Origin of the sequence: Enorma phocaeensis (assembly GCF_900186505.1) — a bacterium.
GTDB lineage: Bacteria > Actinomycetota > Coriobacteriia > Coriobacteriales > Coriobacteriaceae > Enorma > Enorma phocaeensis.
The window spans coordinates 630,532-645,957 of record NZ_LT891969.1 but is presented as its reverse complement, the minus strand read 5'-3'; the positions used below and the strand labels follow the sequence as shown (position 1 = coordinate 645,957).

Genomic DNA, 15,426 nt, shown 5'->3' with positions numbered 1-15,426 from the left:
GTGAACGGTTGCGCCCTTGACCTGCGCATCTCCTGCGAAATCCATAATTCGGGGTTATGCAGGTTGACTTTAACCTGCGTTTTGTGCAAACATAGGCCGGTTTACCTCGAAGTTTAACGTAAACTTGAAGGTTAACGTTGGAAATAGATCCGCACCGATTCCGGAGGACCGACATGCACGAGAACGAGATCAGCAACTACCTCGCCGTTATCAAGGTGGTCGGTGTGGGCGGCGGCGGCACCAACGCGGTGAACCGCATGATCGAGGAAGGCATCCGCGGCGTCGAGTTCGTCGCCATCAACACCGATGCCCAGGCGCTCGCGATCTCGGATGCGGACATCAAGGTGCATATCGGTACGGACCTCACGCGCGGCCTCGGTGCTGGCGCCAACCCCGAGATCGGCCGCAAGGCCGCTGACGAGAGCCGCGACGACATCCAGGAGGCGCTTGCCGGCGCCGACATGGTGTTCATCACCGCGGGCGAGGGCGGCGGTACCGGTACGGGCGCTGCTCCCATCGTCGCCGACATCGCGATGAACGACATCGGCGCGCTCACGGTCGCCGTCGTCACGAAGCCCTTCACCTTCGAGGGCCGTAAGCGCAAGGCGAGCGCCGAGGAAGGCATTCGCACGCTTGCCGATTGCGTCGACACCATGATCGTCATTCCCAACGACAAGCTGCTCGACATCGCCGAGAAGAAGACCACCATGCTCGAGGCCTTCGCCACGGCCGATGGCGTGCTGTCGCAGGGTACCCAGGGCATCACCGACCTTATCACCGTGCCCGGCATCATCAACCTCGACTTCGCCGACGTGAAGACCATCATGAAGCAGGCCGGTACGGCCATGATGGGCATCGGCACCGCCTCCGGTGACAACCGCGCCGTGGACGCTGCCCAGCAGGCCATCTCGAGCCGTCTGCTCGAGAGCTCCATTGACGGCGCCACGCGCGTGCTGCTCTCCATCGCCGGTTCCAAGGACCTCGGTATCCAGGAGATCAACGACGCCGCCGACCTCGTGGCGAACGCCGTCGACCCCGAGGCCAACATCATCTTCGGTACCGTGGTGGACGAGTCCCTCGGCGACCAGGTGCGCATCACCGTCATCGCCACCGGCTTCACCGATCGCAACGTCAACCGCCAGGACGAGCTTTTCGCTGCCGCCAACACGCGTTCCACGCGCGAGCCTGCCGCCGGTGCCCACGCCGCGCCCGCCCAGAGCGCGCCTTCGACCCGCACCATCGGCGACACCGAGCTTCCCAACTTCGGCAACGACCAGTTCGAGCTGCCCGACTTCCTGAAGCGCGGCAACTTCTAGTGTGTCGCTCTGGTAGGGGTTTCACCTGTTTGTCGGGCTTGGTGCCCTCTTTGCGAAATCAAAACAATAAGCGGTGCCCCAGTGATCTTGGGGCACCGCTGTTTTCGTTCCTTACGCGGTAAGAGCTGGACTACCTTTTCGATTATCAAGTGTCTGACAGTCTAGAACTTAGGTGATGGATCGAGCGCCCCGGCAGAACGGGATATACTCTTCCCAGCCAAACGTAGAATTTGCCCGAGCGCCCACCCGGATCTATGTTTGGCGACATTCCCTCCGGGTGGGCGTTCGGGCGGATGGGAAGACTCCGCCATGAAGCGACTGAACCCCTACTCGGGGCTCGTCGGCGGCCTGTCCGCCGACGAGCTCGAGCTCCTTTCCGCTGCCGTCGAGGAAAGGAGGCTCAGGGAGGAGATCGGCGTCGGCACGCTCGCCGAGGCCGCCGACCGCTACCGCCCCCGCCCGGCGTGCCCCGCCTGCGGGGAGGCGTCGCCGTGGAGGGACGGGCGCGAGCCGTCCGGCGTCCGGCGCTGGCGCTGCCCGAGTTGCGGGGCGAGGTTCACCTCGCTCACGGGAACCGTCCTCGAGAACTGCAAGAAGCCGCTGTCGACCTGGGTATCCTTCATTCGGCTCGCGCTGTTCGCCGTGCCGCTCGACGCCTGCGCCGAAGCCTGCCGCATCACCCACCAGACCGCTTGGGAGTGGCGCCACCGCCTGTTCGCGGCCGTGGACGGATACCAGGACCGCATCGTGCTCCGCGGGACCGTGTGGGTGGATGAGACGTACATCAACGACACCGACCTCTCCCGCGGCTACGGCCAGGCGAGGAAGCGCGGGCTCTCCGGGCAGAAGGTCTGCATCGCCGTCGGCATCGACTCCCGCAAGGAGCCGGTTGCCGTGGCCTGCGGGCACGGCAAGCCCTCCTCGGGGCGCATCATGGAGGCGATGGGGGCTCATGTGGAGAAGGGGGCGCGCCTCGTGCACGACAGGGAGCGGGCGCACAACGTCCTGGTGCGCGAGCTGGGGCTCGAGGACGAGCCCCACAAGGCCGACGTCCGCGACCCCGTCTACCTCGAGGCGATGGCGCTCGTGAACAACCTGTGCTCCTGGCTCAAGAGGTACCTGTGGCGCTTCACCGGCATGGACCCCGACAACCTCCAGTCGTACCTCAACCTCTACGTCTACCTCTTCCGGGTGAAGCGCGACGACGAGAGGTGGCCCAAGATTGCAAGGGTGGTCCGCCACCTGCTCGCGACTGACGCGCGTTTCCGCAGCTCGACGTAGGTTTCTTATCACCTAAGTTCTAGACTGTCAGAATCAAGTGTTTTGAGCAAGGCCCTGTCACTACACTTAGTTGATTCCCCGGGACCTCCACGTGCGGGCGAGCAGGGGCCCCTGCGCTCTCTCGCGGCGTATCGGCCGCGTGCCGCGGCAGGGCCTTCTCCGAAGCGGCCATCCGCCCGCATCTCGGCGCGCCTGGATCCGGCCCCATCCCGCCGAGATCCCTCCGGATGGACGGAATCGGCCTCTCTAGGGCAGAAACCGTCCGATCAGCGGGATCTCGATTTCCGGCCCCTTGTCGAGATGCGGGGATATGGACGTTTCCGGGCCCCCGGGGAGCGCCGCCGCCTCGGGCGCATTGTTCTGGTTGATGTGCTCGTTCATGGATCATCCTCGTTTGGCAGTCGATGATGCGCTAGCATCAATCGCAACCTGTAGTAGACCGTGAGCGGGCGAGCCCTCTTCCTGGTTTGGGATGGAAGAGGGTGTTCCTATAGTTTTGTCAACTGATTTTGTTGGCAAAGATCACTGCTTTCGAGCATGCTGACGCCAGCCCTTGTCGGGCTGGCGTTTTTCTATGGCTCTGGCTAGCTAGGCCGAGTACGGGACCTTGTCCCTCATGATCGCGTAGATCACCTTCATCCTCTTCCTGGCGACCGCCTTCAATGCCTCTCCGTGGCACATGCCGCGATCCCTGCATTTGCGGTAGTAGTCGCCGAACCGGCCCCTGCTCCTGCTAAGCGAGTTGCAGGAGAAGATGAGCAGGTTTTTCAGCCTCTTGTTTCCCTGGCGCGAGGCGCTCACCGACGATATCGACTTGCCTGACTGGCGGTTCCTGGGAGCGATTCCGCAATACGATGCGAGGTGGTCGTGGTCGGGGAAGTCGTCGATGTCGATGCTTATCACCAGCTCCGATGCGGTCCTTGGGCCGATTCCTGGGATGGTCAGCAGGCATTCGTAAGTGCCGTCCTCGACGAGCAGCGCCGTTATCTCCGTGTCGAGCCTTGCGGCTTCCTCGGCGGACTCCCTGATACGCCTGGCAAGCATCCTGACCTGCGGGTTCTCTGCCATGACCTGGTATTCGGACGGGCGCGTCGACGACGATATCGCCGCCAGCGCGGCGTCGATGCGCGCCCTGTTCGCGCCGCGGGTCACGGCGCCGACGGCAGGCTTGCCGGCATCCAGGATGCCCCAGGGGCCGCCCAGGGACTCCATCATCTTCAGCCAATGGGGATCGGCCAGGTCGGCCAGCGCCTCGAACGCGGGGCAGCTTTCCAGGAGTATGCTCCTGAGCCTGTTCTTGTCACGGGTGGAGCAGGTGACCATGTGGTTCCTCTGCGCCGCCATCGACCTTGCGGCCTCGAGCCTCTCGTCGCGCCTTGGCACGGGCAGCAGCGAATCCGGGATGCCGAGCGCCGTCTTGGCTATGACCGCGGCGTCGCGCTCGTCGGTCTTGGCGTCGCCCGCGAACAGCTTGGCAGCTCCGTGGGCGGCGATTCCCGGCAGGTAGGCGACGGGCAGCCCGGCCAGCCTTGCCCTCGATATCGCCAGCGACCCGATGTTGCGCACTTGGTCGACGACGACCAGCGTCCCTGCATCCACTCGGGCGAACAGGCTGTCCAGGTCATGCTCGGTGTTGGCCACGGGGCCGCTGGCGAGGATCTCGCCCTGCCTGGTCACGTGGCACGCCCAATGGGAGAACTTCCCGACGTCGAGGCCTATTACGGCAGGGCAGGCGGTGTCTTCGGTCAGCATGATGGTATCCTTCCAATCGTCGGTCGATCGGAATGCTGCCTCGCGCGACACCCACATTACCTGGCCGTGGCGCTCTTTGGTCGGAGGAGCCCGGCAGTTTCCTATTAGTCGTNCTTGGCAGCTCCGTGGGCGGCGATTCCCGGCAGGTAGGCGACGGGCAGCCCGGCCAGCCTTGCCCTCGATATCGCCAGCGACCCGATGTTGCGCACTTGGTCGACGACGACCAGCGTCCCTGCATCCACTCGGGCGAACAGGCTGTCCAGGTCATGCTCGGTGTTGGCCACGGGGCCGCTGGCGAGGATCTCGCCCTGCCTGGTCACGTGGCACGCCCAATGGGAGAACTTCCCGACGTCGAGGCCTATTACGGCAGGGCAGGCGGTGGCTTCGGTCAGCATGATGGTATCCTTCCAATCGTCGGTCGATCGGAATGCTGCCTCGCGCGACACCCACATTACCTGGCCGTGGCGCTCTTTGGTCGGAGGAGCCCGGCAGTTTCCTATTAGTCGTCAGAAGCAGCGGCGCCCGCGTCGGCAACACCCCCCGGGCCCTCAAGGGGCAGGGGCATAAGGCCGTCCGCGGGCGCCCGATCGGCAGTCCCTCGGGACATATGTCAATCGTAGTCCGACCGTCTAAGCGGATGGCTTAAGCGATTGGGCTAACTACTTCTCAAACTGTAATGGGCGTCGGCGATCAGTATGGAAAGGGGTTCGACATGCGAAGCTTGGCACGTGTTGAACGCGACGGCATCGCGATGGTGGGGGATCTAGACGGGCGGGTAGCCTTCGGCTTCACCGAGCGCACGGGCGGCGTTTCAGAGCCCCCGTACGACTCTTTGAACCTCGGTGCGCACGTGGGCGATGATCCTGCTGCGGTGGCGGAGAACCGCCGCCGCGTGCTCGCTGCCCTCGATGCCGAGGAGTATTCCTGCAACCTGCTCGTGCCCAATCAGGTTCACGGCGACGAGGTGGCGGTCGTTCGTACCGCGGATGCAGACGAGCTCGATCATGTGCGCACTCAGGTCTCGGAGGGTGCGGACGCGATCGTGTGCCTCGCTCCCGGCGTGCCGGTCCTCCTCTGCTTCGCTGACTGCGTGCCGGTGGTCATCATCGGCGAGCACGGGTTCGCCGTCGTGCATTCCGGCTGGAAGGGCACGTACGCGGGCATCGCGGGCAAGGCGGCGCGGATGCTCGCTGGGGAGCTTTCCTGTGACCCGGCAACGCTCAAGGCATACATTGGACCGCATATCCTCGGCAGCGAGTACGAGGTCTCCGCTGAGCTCATCGACAAGTTCGCCGCGCTCTATCCCGGCTCGGTGCGGCCTGGCTCCCGTCTCCTCGACCTCTCTGCGGCGATCCGTTCGTCGCTTGTCGAGGCGGGTGTGGGGGAGCAGTCCGTCTTCGATACGGGCCTCTCCACACTATCCGGGACCGATCGGTTCTATTCCTACCGCGGCGAGGGCGGTGCCTGCGGCCGCCATGGTGCCGTCGCGGTGATGCGGCCGTAGCAGCCGGGCTGGCGACCGTACATGCTCCGTTAGGGCTTTGAGCTTGCCTGCTGCTCGCATGGAGCTTACCGTGAGCTTACATTCGGCGCATAGACTAGAGACGCTTAGGTGTCCCTCCTAGTCCTACACCGATTGGAGCCGTAATGCGCAAACTGTTCTACCGCCAGCTCGTAGAGGCCCGCCGCGAGATGCTCTCCATCTACGAGGCCATCGACCTCACCCTTCATGAGGCCGTGAACGCTTTCGTGGCGGGCGATCGCAAGCTCGCGACGAAGGCGATGAACAAGACGCTGCGCATCGACGCGCGCTGCGCAAACCTCGAGGCGCTCTGCTATAACCTCATCGCCACGCAGGGCCCCGTCGCCTCGGACTTCCGCCTGCTCCAGACCATCATCTACACCGACTTCTGCCTGCAGCGCATGTGCGACAAGGTACGCCGCATCGCCCGCGCCGCCAAGCTGCGCATCTCCTCCGATATCGAGCTGCCCGACGAGCTCATCGAGCTCGTGGGCCAGGAGGCTTCGGTCGTCTACCGCGTCATGGGAACGGCCGCCTCGGTGCTCGTCGTGAACGACCTCGGGCTTTTGCGCGTGCTCAACGAGCAGGAAGAGTCCGCGCACGGTATCTACGAGGAATTTTTCCGTGCCTACAACCGCATGGCAGCTGTCCAGCTCGGAGACGACAGCTCCTATGACGACCTCCGCCGCGTGATCATGGTCTCCCGTTACCTCGACCGTTGCGCGCAGTATGCCATCGATGCCGCTGGGCGCGTCATGTTCCTGCTTACCGGTCAGCGCATGAACCAGGTCGACCTCGCCAAGTTCGATGACGAGGACCTCGACGCCCTGCGCATCCCCTCGGGCGAGGGCGTGCTGCTGCGACCCGATGTCGATGCGCGCGCCGTCGCCGCCATTCCCGTCGAGGAGGTCCCCACCGAGCTCAAGCGCCTCATCGAGAGCGCTGTCGACGAGGACGATCTTGAGGATGAGGAGCCGGACGCCGAGGAAAAGTAGCGCTTCTCGCACCCCGTGGGTGCGGCGCATCGTAAACCTTACGTGATGGGGCGCGGTCGCAGTCGTTGCGGCTGCGCCCTGCGCTAGTATGAAGGTGTATCGATGTGAAGGAAGGCATTCATGGAGGAATATCTCGAAGCGATCCGTTCGCGCCGCGCTTCGATCATGGGACGCGTCGCGGCGGCTGCGGAGCGCGCAGGCCGCTCCGTCGAGGATGTCAAGGTCATGGCGGTGTCGAAGACCGTCGATGTGCCGCAGGTGCTCGCCGCGATCGAGGCGGGATACCGGTTGTTTGGCGAGAACCGGCCCCAGGAGCTCGTCCGCAAGCTCGAAGGGCTCGCCCTCGTCCCAAAGCTCCCGGAGCTGAGCTTCGATATGATCGGCAACCTCCAGAAGAACAAGATCAACACGGTCCTCGGGCGGGCGACGTGCATCCACTCCATCAGCTCTGCCCATCTTGCCGAAGCGGTATCCGCTCGAGCGGAGCGCCGCATGGATGAGGGCGCCATGGCAGGTCCCCAAGCGGTGCTCCTCGAGGTCAACGTATCCGGCGAGGCTTCGAAGTCGGGCTTCGAGCCCGATGAGCTCCGCCGTTCGATGGCCGAGTTGGTGGAGCTTCGTGGAATTCGCATCCAGGGGCTTATGACCATGGCGCCGCAGGGGGATAAGGATATCGCGCGGTCGACGTTCGAGGGGTTGCGCGAGCTTAGGGATGAGCTCGCCGACAGCCATCCCGAGCTCGATCTCGCCGAGCTTTCCTGCGGCATGAGCGAAGACTTCGAGGAGGCCGTCCTCGAGGGCTCCACGCTCATCCGTTTGGGTAGAGTGGTGTTCGACCCTGCCTTTACGCTAAAATAGGCAGGAAGGGACGACAACGACCTGCAGTAGAGCTGGATGACAGCGCACAGAGAGGTTGAGAGACGTGGGTTTCCTAGATGACATCAAAAGCAGGCTCCCCTTCGGCCCGAACCAGGCTGGTTACGATCAGGATGGCTACGACGAGGGCGACGGCTACGACGATTACTACGATGACGGCTACCAGGATGACTACCAGGTAAGGGACTCGGCATACGATTCCGCTGAGAGCGGCGTCTCCGAGCCGACCTTCCGCTCGCAGTCGGAGCATGGCAACGGGGTGCTGGGCCAGACGCGGCGCGGCGAAGCCGAGTCCGTCGCGGTCTACACGCGTTCCGGCCAGCTCGTCGGCGATGCCGACCGTCACGGTGCCACGTACAACCCGCCTGCGCGCAGCCAGGACGCCTTCCGCCCCGGCGCGTACGACACGCCTTCGACCTATGCCGCTTCGGTGCGCGATCACGCTGCTCACTCCCGTACGGCGCCCTCGCCCGCCGTTGAGCAGCACGCGAACTCGATCCTCACGGCCACCCCGCAGCTTCCTGCCTACGTGCTGCGGCCCGAGAGCTACGACGACGTCGAGACCGTGGTGCGTCGCGTGCGCACCAAGCAGCCCGTCGCGCTCGTCTTCGTGGGGGTGCGTACGGAGGTCGCCAAGCGCGTTCTCGATTTCAGCTACGGATTCGCATGCGGTCTGGGTGCCTCGGTCAAGGAGGTGGGCGACCGCGTGTTCATGGTCTTGCCCGCTGGTTGCGAGGTCAAGCAGTCCGACCTGCTCAAGCTACGTGACGACGGCTACCTCAAGTAGCCTGAAGGAGCGCTGATCATCATTTCCCCGCTACAGATCGCCGAGGTCGTGAGCACGATCGTCAATTTCTACGAGATGCTCATCCTCGCTTACATCCTCATGTCGTGGTTTCCTCTCCGTGAGGGCGGCCTCGCGTATGACATCGGTATGGTCCTGCAGCAGCTCTGCGAGCCGTTCCTCGGCTTCTTCAGGCGGATCATTCCCCCTATCGGCGGGCTTGACTTCTCGCCGGTGATTGCAGTAATTGCGTTGAATCTCGTGTCGAGGTTCCTTATAGGTATAATCTTGTAGTCAAGCGCCAAGGGGTTGCATGCACCCTATGACACGTGAACGAAGGAGTTCCCATGGCCATTACACCTGCTGATATCCAGGCCCAGACGTTTTCTGAGGCCAAGCGCGGCTACGATCCCGCCGAGGTCGATGTCTTCCTTGAGCAGCTTGCCTCCGAGGTCGATGCCATGCTCGCCAAGATCGTGGATCTCAAGAACCGCCTCACCGCCACCGAGCAGCAGCTTGCCGATGCGCAGGCTCAGCTCGCTGCCGGCCCCGCTGCCGCCATCGCCGCGCCGCAGCCCACGACCAGCGCTTCCGAGCGCCAGATCTCCGCTGCCCTGATCGCTGCGCAGCAGACGGCCGAGGCCATCGTCGCCGAGGCCCAGCAGAACGCTGAGCACATCTCCAGCGAGGCAGATGCCAAGGCGCGCGACGTCATCCGCCAGGCCCTCCAGGAAAAGCAGGAGGAGCTCAAGGAGATCGACCGCCTCAAGGCCTCCCGCGAGGAGTTCAAGGCCGAGTACCTGAAGCTCCTGCAGCATTTCATGGACGATGCGCAGAACTCCTTCCCCTCCGACCTGCTGAGCTCCACGCCCGTCGGCTCAGCCGCCTCGAGCTATGAGCCGGTTCCTGCCGTTGCCGCCCCCGCGCCGACCCCCGCGCCCGTTGCCCAGCCCGCTCCTGAGCCGGTTCCGGTGGCGGATCCCTTCGCCCCGCTCGACAACTTCGGCATGGACGATCTGGACTAGGCGCAGATACGTCGCCCCTCAGCAGATCCTGAGACCTCAGGGTATGAACCGCCTTCCGTTTCTTGGACAGTAATGGGTCCGAGGAACGGGAGGCTTTTTCATGGCCATGTGCGACTACGCGCGCGAGCTCGCTGCATGGATTGCCGCAGGCTGCTTTGAGGTCAACTCCTGGCGGACAATTCGTCGACGTGCTGCCGAGGGTGAACGCGGGTGGGCATAATGGAGGAAATGGCACGAGATGGTGCCACGATGGAAGGGATGTCCTATGGGTAGATCTGGCGGCGGGCGCTCGGGTGGCGGCGGGTTTTCGGGCGGTGGCCGCTCGTTCGGCGGTTTCTCCGGCGGGGGAGGTCGCGGTAGGAGCGGCGGGCGCTCGGGTGGATTCGGCGGATTCGGCAGGGCTCCGCGACCCATGGGCCCACCGCCTCGCTGGCATGGATCCGGGGGAAGCTTCTGGCCGTTTGTAGCCGGTTACGGCATAGGGCGCGGTTCGCGCGGCAGCGGGGGAGGCCCGGGCGGCTCGGAGCCGCAGGGCGGCGGCTGCTCGCTTGGCGGATGCATGGGCATCATCGTCATGCTGATCGTTCTCTCCATGTTGTTCTCGCTGTTGAGCGGTGCGATGTCCTGCTCGGCAGCCTCCCTCTCGGCACCTGCGTCCACGGTCGAGCGCGAGGCGCTGCCTGATGATGCCGTGACCGACGAGGCGGGCTATTACACCGATGCCGATGGCGCTTGGATCTACGACTCCGCCACGCTCGAGCGGGGCTTGCGCGACTTCCGCGAAGCGACTGGTGTTTCGCCTTACGTCTACATCCTGCCCAACGGCAGCTCGACCTCGGTGAGCGAGCTTGGTCAGATGGCGGATCAACTATACAATGAGCTGTTCGATGACGAGGCTCATTTCCTGCTTGTGTTCTGCGATGATAACCACGGATCGTTCAATTGCGGGTATGCGGTGGGTGCCCGGGCAAAGACCGTCATGGACGACGAGGCGATCGGTATCCTCGCCGATTACCTCGACCGGTACTACCAGGAGGCCGCAACCGAGGAGGAGGTGTTCGCGGACGCGTTCTCGGCTACCGGTGAGCGCATCATGCATGTGACGACGTCGCCTTTGGTGTACATCGCGGTCTGCGCTGCGGTCGTTGCCGTGGCAGCCCTCGTGTTCGTTGGGGTGAAGCGCTACCGCGCTTCGAAGGAGCGCGAGGCGGAGCGCATGCAGCAGGTGCTCAACACCCCGCTCGAGACCTTTGGGGACCAGGATCTCGAAGATCTCGAGAGCAAGTACAGGAATGATTCTGGAGACGACGGAAACTCCGCCCCATAGGCTTTCGGTTGGGTAGAACAAGATGGGTAGAAGCCGATCGGGTGCCTGAGCCGCCCGGGAGGATTGTGAACGGACTCGATACGACAAGGAGTACGGACATGGGAATGCTCGATAGGTTTGCCGATATCATCAAGGCCAACATCAATGAACTCCTCGACAAGGCCGAGGATCCTGCCAAGATGGTCGACCAGTACCTGCGCGACCTCAGCGAGTCACTCGTCGAGGTGAAGCAGGAGACCGCCGGCGTCATGGCGGAGGAGACCCGCACGCAGCGTCTTGTCGAAGAGAACGAAGCGGAGATCGCCAAGTACGACGACCTCGCGCGCCGTGCGCTCAAGGCCGGCAACGAGGATGACGCCCGCACGTTCCTTGCTAAGAAGCAGCAGCTCGCCGCGAAGGGGGAGAGCCTGAAGCAGGCTGCGGCCGCCGCTCACGACAATGCTGGCAAGATGCGCGAGATGCACGACAAGCTCGTCTCCGATATCGAGACGCTCAAAGGCCGCCGCGAAGCCATCAAGGCGAAGGTTGCCGTTGCCAAGACGCAGGATAAGGTCAACGCCGTCAGCTCTGCCGGCGATAGCGCCGCAGCCGCTATGAGCGCTTTCGATCGCATGGAGGCCAAGGCAGACGAGATGCTAGACCGCGCCAACGCCATGAGCGAGCTTAATGCCGAGCCGGTTGATTCGGCGGCTGAGCTTGAGAAGAAGTACGCCGAGGCGGGTTCGACCGCTGCGGTGGATGACGAGCTCGCCCGCCTCAAGCAGGAGATGGGCCTCTAGTCCAGGAGGCGCCGCGCCGTTCGGCGGGCGGTGCTAGGAGCGCGGGTCGAGGAAGCGCTCGCGGGGGATGCAGCGCTCCTCGCGCGCCTCCGGGTCGGCGATGGACTCGGCGGGGTAGCCCAACGTGAGCATCGAGATGGGGTCGACGCCTTCGGGCAGGTCGAACTCGGTACGGGTGATCTCTGGGTCGAACATGCAGACCCAGCAGGTGCCGAGGCCGAGCTCCGTTGCCTGCATCATCATCTGGTCGATGACGATCGAGGTATCGATGAGCGACGAATTCATGTCGTCGCCGCGGCGCACCCAGGCATCCGACGTCTTGGCGCAGGCGATGAGCACGACGGGAGCCCCAAAGACGCTGCCGCCGCGATCGAAGTAGTGCGCGGCGCGAGCGGCTTTGGCCCGCAGCTCCGGCGTGTCGCATACGATGACGCGCGTGGGGTGGTTGTTGTGGGCGGACGGCGCGATGCGGCCCGCCTCGATGACCGCATCGAGGACGTCTGCGGGAACGGGACGGTCCTCGTATGCGCGGCAGGAGAAGCGCTTCTGCGTGAGCTCGGTGAATGACATAGTCGCTCCAATCGTGATGTTCCCTGCGCCCGCGAGGCGAGCGGCTGCGTTGCTCCCATTCTACCGCCGACCCGGCCCAGTTTGCCGAAAGCTTGTATCGATGCCGCATGAGTTGGGTAGGTATCGATAATCACGGGCGTCCATGATGGGCGCTTTTCCATGCGAGGCCTCGCCATGACCCCGCTGGTGTTGGAAGGAGACAAGATGGCACAGCGTTTCATGCTCAACGAGACCTCGTATCACGGCTCCGGCGCAATCGCCGAGATCCCCAACGAAATCCATGCGCGCGGGTTCAAGAAGGCGTTCGTCGCTTCCGACCCCGACCTGGTGAAGTTTGGCATCACCGCCAAGGTGACCGACCTTCTGGACGCCGCCGAGATCCCCTATGAGGTCTATTCCGACATCAAGCCCAACCCGACGATCGAGAACGTCAAGCACGGCGTTGAGGCCTTCAAGGCCTCCGGTTCCGACTGCATCGTCGCGATCGGAGGCGGTTCCTCGATGGACACCTCCAAGGCAATCGGCATCATCATCGCGAACCCCGAGTTCGAGGACGTGCGCTCGCTTGAGGGCACTGCGGCCACCAAGAACCCCTGCACGCCGATCATCGCCGTCCCCACGACCGCTGGCACCGCGGCAGAGGTTACGATCAACTACGTCATCACCGATACCGAGCGCATGCGCAAGTTCGTGTGCGTCGACCCGCATGACATGCCCATCATCGCCGTCGTCGATCCCGATATGATGGCGACCATGCCGGCAAGCCTCACCGCGGCGACCGGTATGGACGCGCTCACCCACGCCATCGAGGGCTACACCACCAAGGGCGCTTGGGAGCTCTCCGACATGTTCCATCTCAAGGCGATCGAGCTCATCTCCAAGAGTCTGCGCGATGCCGTCGCCGAGGCTAAGAGCGGCGAGCCCGGAAGCGGCCGCGAGGGCATGGCGCTTGGCCAGTACATCGCCGGCATGGGCTTCTCCAACGTGGGCCTCGGCATCGACCACGCTATGGCGCACACCCTCTCCGCCCACTACGACACCCCGCACGGCGTTGCCTGCGCCATGCTCCTGCCCATCGCCATGGAGTTCAACAAGCCCGTCGTCGCCGAGCGCCTGGCGAATGTCGCCGTCGCCATGGGCGTCGACATCTCGGGTATGACCACCGATGAGGCTGCAGACGCCGCGATCGCTGCGGTGCGCCAGCTCTCCGAGGATGTCGACATCCCCAAGGTCTGCGAGGCCATCAAGGCCGACGAGCTCGACCAGATCGCCGACGACGCACTCGCCGACGCCTGCTATCCGGGCAACCCGCGCGAGGCCGATCACGACACCGTCGTCGAGCTCTTCAAGAAGATCATGGCGTAAGGCCGGCTTCTATCGAGCTTTCCTCCGGCTGGCAGCGTCAAGGTGCAGCTGAGTGGGTTTACGAGGGAGGGGTTCGCCCCTCCCTCTTTCGTCATCGACCGCTGTGATACAATACCCCCTGCGAAGCGGGCCAGACGGTCGCGCGCGGGGCCTTCGGGCTTTGCCCGATGCGTCCGCGTGAGGAAAGTCCGGGCTCCACAGGGCAGGATGCTGGCTAACGGCCAGGCGGGGCGACCCGACGGAAAGTGCCGCAGAAAAGAAGACTCCCACCTGCGTGCTGACTCGGCGTGTAAAGGGAAAAGCTGAAACGGTGGTGTAAGAGACCACCAGCGTCGCGGCGACGCGGCGGCTTGGTAAACCCCATCCGGAGCAAGCGCAAATAGGGGCGTGATGGGCCTGCCCGGTCCGCGCCCGGGTAGCGTGCGTAGAGCGGCGCGGCAACGCGTCCGCCAAGATAAATGATCGTCCTCGACAGAACCCGGCTTATAGGCCCGCTTCGTATTTCGGTTCATAGCGCATATAGCTCAACGGTATTCGCAGGCAGACTCTGCATCTCTTGAGCTCTCTACCTAATCAAAACATCATGTAAATGTAAGCTCAGAGTAAAGGATTTGCTTGTATTCAGACATTTTTGCAGCTACTGACTTTACACGAACAACAAAGTCCCTCGATTCGGCTCGAAATCGTTACATGAGGATTAGCGTAGCGTTAAGAAACGGTAAAATAGCGAAGTCATGTTGTTCAGGCGCGCTCTGCGCGCTGCATCGAGGGGAACATCTTGGACGTCTCATTCGCTCAGTTTATCGGGCAGGTGCTCAGTAACCCCATCATGGCGGTTACGGTGCTGCTCACCCTTGGCGTCATCTTCGTGAACGGCTGGACCGACGCCCCCAACGCCATCGCGACGGCTGTGACGACCCGTAGCATCAACATCCGACCCGCCATCATCATGAGCGCCGTCTTCAACTTCCTAGGCGTGCTCATCATGACGGTGATCAACTCGTCAGTCGCTTCCACCATTTCGAACATGGTCGATTTCGGTAGCGACGCCCAGATGGCGCTCATCGCGCTCTGCGCGGCCTTGTTCTCGATCGTGGTCTACAGCGTGGGTGCATCGATATTCGGCATACCCACCAGCGAGAGCCACAGCCTCATCGCCGGCCTGACCGGTGCCGCGCTTGCGGTGCAGGGCGGTCTTGACGGCGTGAACGGCGAGGAGTGGATCAAGGTCATCTACGGTTTGGTGCTGAGCCTCGTCCTCGGCTTCGCCCTGGGATGGGGAATCTGCAAGCTGCTCACCATACTCTGCGCGAATATGGACCGACGGCGGACCAACAAGGCGTTTCGCTACGCGCAGATCTTTGGCGCCGCGGCGATGAGCTTCATGCACGGAGCGCAGGACGGCCAGAAGTTCATCGGCGTGCTGCTTCTGGGCGTCGCCTTCGTGAACGGCCAACCCGAGCTCGTGGGTGCGACGATACCCATCTGGCTCATGCTCATCTGCAGCGTGACCATGGGCGTGGGCACGAGCGTGGGCGGCGAGAAGATCATCAAGTCCGTGGGCATGGACATGGTCAAGCTCGAGACCTTCCAGGGCTTCTCGGCCGATCTCGCGGGCGCTGCCTGCATCCTGATCTCAACCCTTACGGGCATTCCCGTGTCCACCACGCACACCAAGACAAGCGCCATCATGGGCGTGGGCGCGGTGAAGCGCCTCTCGGCCATCAACTTCTCGGTTGTGAAGGACATGATGCTTACCTGGGTCTTCACCTTCCCAGGCTGCGGCATCATCAGCTTCGTGATGGCGAAGATCTTCATGATGCTCTTCTAAGCG

16 protein-coding genes and 1 other RNA gene are annotated in these 15,426 nt (G+C 63.5%); 13 read left to right on the top strand and 4 right to left on the bottom strand.

Annotated features, from left to right (window positions below; genetic code table 11):
- The first annotated feature begins 173 nt into the window (after nt 1-173).
- Complete coding sequence (gene ftsZ, locus C1717_RS05850) at nt 174-1,316, top strand: cell division protein FtsZ (protein WP_102372246.1); 1,143 nt, start codon at nt 174-176, stop codon at nt 1,314-1,316.
- Nucleotides 1,317-1,625: 309 nt separating this feature from the next.
- Nucleotides 1,626-2,597: an IS1595 family transposase gene (locus tag C1717_RS05845; RefSeq protein ID WP_102372245.1), complete on the top strand. Its 972-nt coding sequence runs from the start codon at nt 1,626-1,628 to the stop codon at nt 2,595-2,597.
- 246 nt (nt 2,598-2,843) lie between these two features.
- Here C1717_RS05845 and C1717_RS10900 read toward each other — a convergent pair whose 3' ends face one another.
- From C1717_RS10900 to C1717_RS05835, 3 genes are all read right to left on the bottom strand, one after another.
- Nucleotides 2,844-2,978: a hypothetical protein gene (locus C1717_RS10900; protein ID WP_273383840.1), complete on the bottom strand. Its 135-nt coding sequence runs from the start codon at nt 2,976-2,978 to the stop codon at nt 2,844-2,846.
- A 207-nt stretch (nt 2,979-3,185) separates the two neighbouring features.
- A complete protein-coding gene (locus C1717_RS05840) occupies nt 3,186-4,406 on the bottom strand; it encodes an IS110 family RNA-guided transposase (RefSeq protein ID WP_245859509.1) in 1,221 nt (406 codons plus the stop codon).
- Between the two features lie 47 nt (nt 4,407-4,453).
- On the bottom strand, nt 4,454-4,744 hold the full coding sequence (locus tag C1717_RS05835) for an IS110 family transposase (RefSeq protein WP_425430935.1): 291 nt from the start codon (nt 4,742-4,744) through the stop codon (nt 4,454-4,456).
- 317 nt (nt 4,745-5,061) lie between these two features.
- On the opposite strand from C1717_RS05835, the gene C1717_RS05830 reads away from it, so the two are divergent.
- The 8 genes from C1717_RS05830 to C1717_RS05795 all read left to right on the top strand — a co-directional run bounded on the left by C1717_RS05830 (nt 5,062) and on the right by C1717_RS05795 (nt 11,657).
- On the top strand, nt 5,062-5,853 hold the full coding sequence (locus tag C1717_RS05830; RefSeq protein ID WP_102372244.1) for a purine nucleoside phosphorylase YfiH/LACC1 family protein: 792 nt from the start codon (nt 5,062-5,064) through the stop codon (nt 5,851-5,853).
- A gap of 143 nt (nt 5,854-5,996) precedes the next feature.
- Nucleotides 5,997-6,866, top strand: a complete 870-nt coding sequence (locus tag C1717_RS05825) for a phosphate signaling complex PhoU family protein (RefSeq protein ID WP_102372243.1) — start codon at nt 5,997-5,999, stop codon at nt 6,864-6,866.
- Between the two features lie 120 nt (nt 6,867-6,986).
- Entirely contained in the window at nt 6,987-7,724 is a 738-nt protein-coding gene (locus C1717_RS05820; RefSeq protein WP_102372242.1) for a YggS family pyridoxal phosphate-dependent enzyme, read from the top strand.
- Nucleotides 7,725-7,788: 64 nt separating this feature from the next.
- Nucleotides 7,789-8,529: a cell division protein SepF gene (locus C1717_RS05815; RefSeq protein WP_102372241.1), complete on the top strand. Its 741-nt coding sequence runs from the start codon at nt 7,789-7,791 to the stop codon at nt 8,527-8,529.
- Between the two features lie 48 nt (nt 8,530-8,577).
- The gene (locus tag C1717_RS05810) at nt 8,578-8,820 is read left to right on the top strand and encodes a YggT family protein (RefSeq protein ID WP_245859501.1); all 243 of its coding nucleotides are present in this window, start codon (nt 8,578-8,580) and stop codon (nt 8,818-8,820) included.
- Nucleotides 8,821-8,873: 53 nt separating this feature from the next.
- Entirely contained in the window at nt 8,874-9,551 is a 678-nt protein-coding gene (locus C1717_RS05805; RefSeq protein WP_102372239.1) for a DivIVA domain-containing protein, read from the top strand.
- A gap of 559 nt (nt 9,552-10,110) precedes the next feature.
- Nucleotides 10,111-10,878, top strand: a complete 768-nt coding sequence (locus tag C1717_RS10585; RefSeq protein WP_180965854.1) for an alkaline phosphatase family protein — start codon at nt 10,111-10,113, stop codon at nt 10,876-10,878.
- Nucleotides 10,879-10,976: 98 nt separating this feature from the next.
- Nucleotides 10,977-11,657: a PspA/IM30 family protein gene (locus C1717_RS05795; RefSeq protein WP_102372238.1), complete on the top strand. Its 681-nt coding sequence runs from the start codon at nt 10,977-10,979 to the stop codon at nt 11,655-11,657.
- A 33-nt stretch (nt 11,658-11,690) separates the two neighbouring features.
- On the opposite strand, the gene C1717_RS05790 is transcribed toward C1717_RS05795, so the two are convergent.
- Nucleotides 11,691-12,227: a nitroreductase family protein gene (locus C1717_RS05790; RefSeq protein ID WP_102372237.1), complete on the bottom strand. Its 537-nt coding sequence runs from the start codon at nt 12,225-12,227 to the stop codon at nt 11,691-11,693.
- Nucleotides 12,228-12,431: 204 nt separating this feature from the next.
- On the opposite strand from C1717_RS05790, the gene fucO reads away from it, so the two are divergent.
- The 3 genes from fucO to C1717_RS05775 all read left to right on the top strand — a co-directional run bounded on the left by fucO (nt 12,432) and on the right by C1717_RS05775 (nt 15,423).
- Nucleotides 12,432-13,592 (top strand): lactaldehyde reductase, encoded by a 1,161-nt coding sequence (fucO, locus tag C1717_RS05785; RefSeq protein ID WP_102372236.1) that lies wholly within the window; start codon nt 12,432-12,434, stop codon nt 13,590-13,592.
- Nucleotides 13,593-13,714: 122 nt separating this feature from the next.
- An RNA gene (gene rnpB, locus C1717_RS05780) (RNase P RNA component class A) lies at nt 13,715-14,094 on the top strand.
- A gap of 276 nt (nt 14,095-14,370) precedes the next feature.
- The gene (locus C1717_RS05775) at nt 14,371-15,423 is read left to right on the top strand and encodes an inorganic phosphate transporter (RefSeq protein WP_102372235.1); all 1,053 of its coding nucleotides are present in this window, start codon (nt 14,371-14,373) and stop codon (nt 15,421-15,423) included.
- The last annotated feature ends 3 nt before the right edge of the window (nt 15,424-15,426 follow it).

Excerpts from the sequence above, each read along its gene's own strand:
- ftsZ (WP_102372246.1), top strand. The coding sequence starts at position 174 with ATGCACGAGAACGAGATCAGCAACTACCTCGCCGTTATCAAGGTGGTC.
- C1717_RS05845 (WP_102372245.1), top strand. The coding sequence starts at position 1,626 with ATGAAGCGACTGAACCCCTACTCGGGGCTCGTCGGCGGCCTGTCCGCC.
- C1717_RS10900 (WP_273383840.1), bottom strand. The coding sequence starts at position 2,978 with ATGAACGAGCACATCAACCAGAACAATGCGCCCGAGGCGGCGGCGCTC.
- C1717_RS05840 (WP_245859509.1), bottom strand. The coding sequence starts at position 4,406 with ATGTGGGTGTCGCGCGAGGCAGCATTCCGATCGACCGACGATTGGAAG.
- C1717_RS05830 (WP_102372244.1), top strand. The coding sequence starts at position 5,062 with ATGCGAAGCTTGGCACGTGTTGAACGCGACGGCATCGCGATGGTGGGG.
- C1717_RS05825 (WP_102372243.1), top strand. The coding sequence starts at position 5,997 with ATGCGCAAACTGTTCTACCGCCAGCTCGTAGAGGCCCGCCGCGAGATG.
- C1717_RS05820 (WP_102372242.1), top strand. The coding sequence starts at position 6,987 with ATGGAGGAATATCTCGAAGCGATCCGTTCGCGCCGCGCTTCGATCATG.
- C1717_RS05805 (WP_102372239.1), top strand. The coding sequence starts at position 8,874 with ATGGCCATTACACCTGCTGATATCCAGGCCCAGACGTTTTCTGAGGCC.
- C1717_RS10585 (WP_180965854.1), top strand. The coding sequence starts at position 10,111 with ATGGGCATCATCGTCATGCTGATCGTTCTCTCCATGTTGTTCTCGCTG.
- C1717_RS05795 (WP_102372238.1), top strand. The coding sequence starts at position 10,977 with ATGGGAATGCTCGATAGGTTTGCCGATATCATCAAGGCCAACATCAAT.
- C1717_RS05790 (WP_102372237.1), bottom strand. The coding sequence starts at position 12,227 with ATGTCATTCACCGAGCTCACGCAGAAGCGCTTCTCCTGCCGCGCATAC.
- fucO (WP_102372236.1), top strand. The coding sequence starts at position 12,432 with ATGGCACAGCGTTTCATGCTCAACGAGACCTCGTATCACGGCTCCGGC.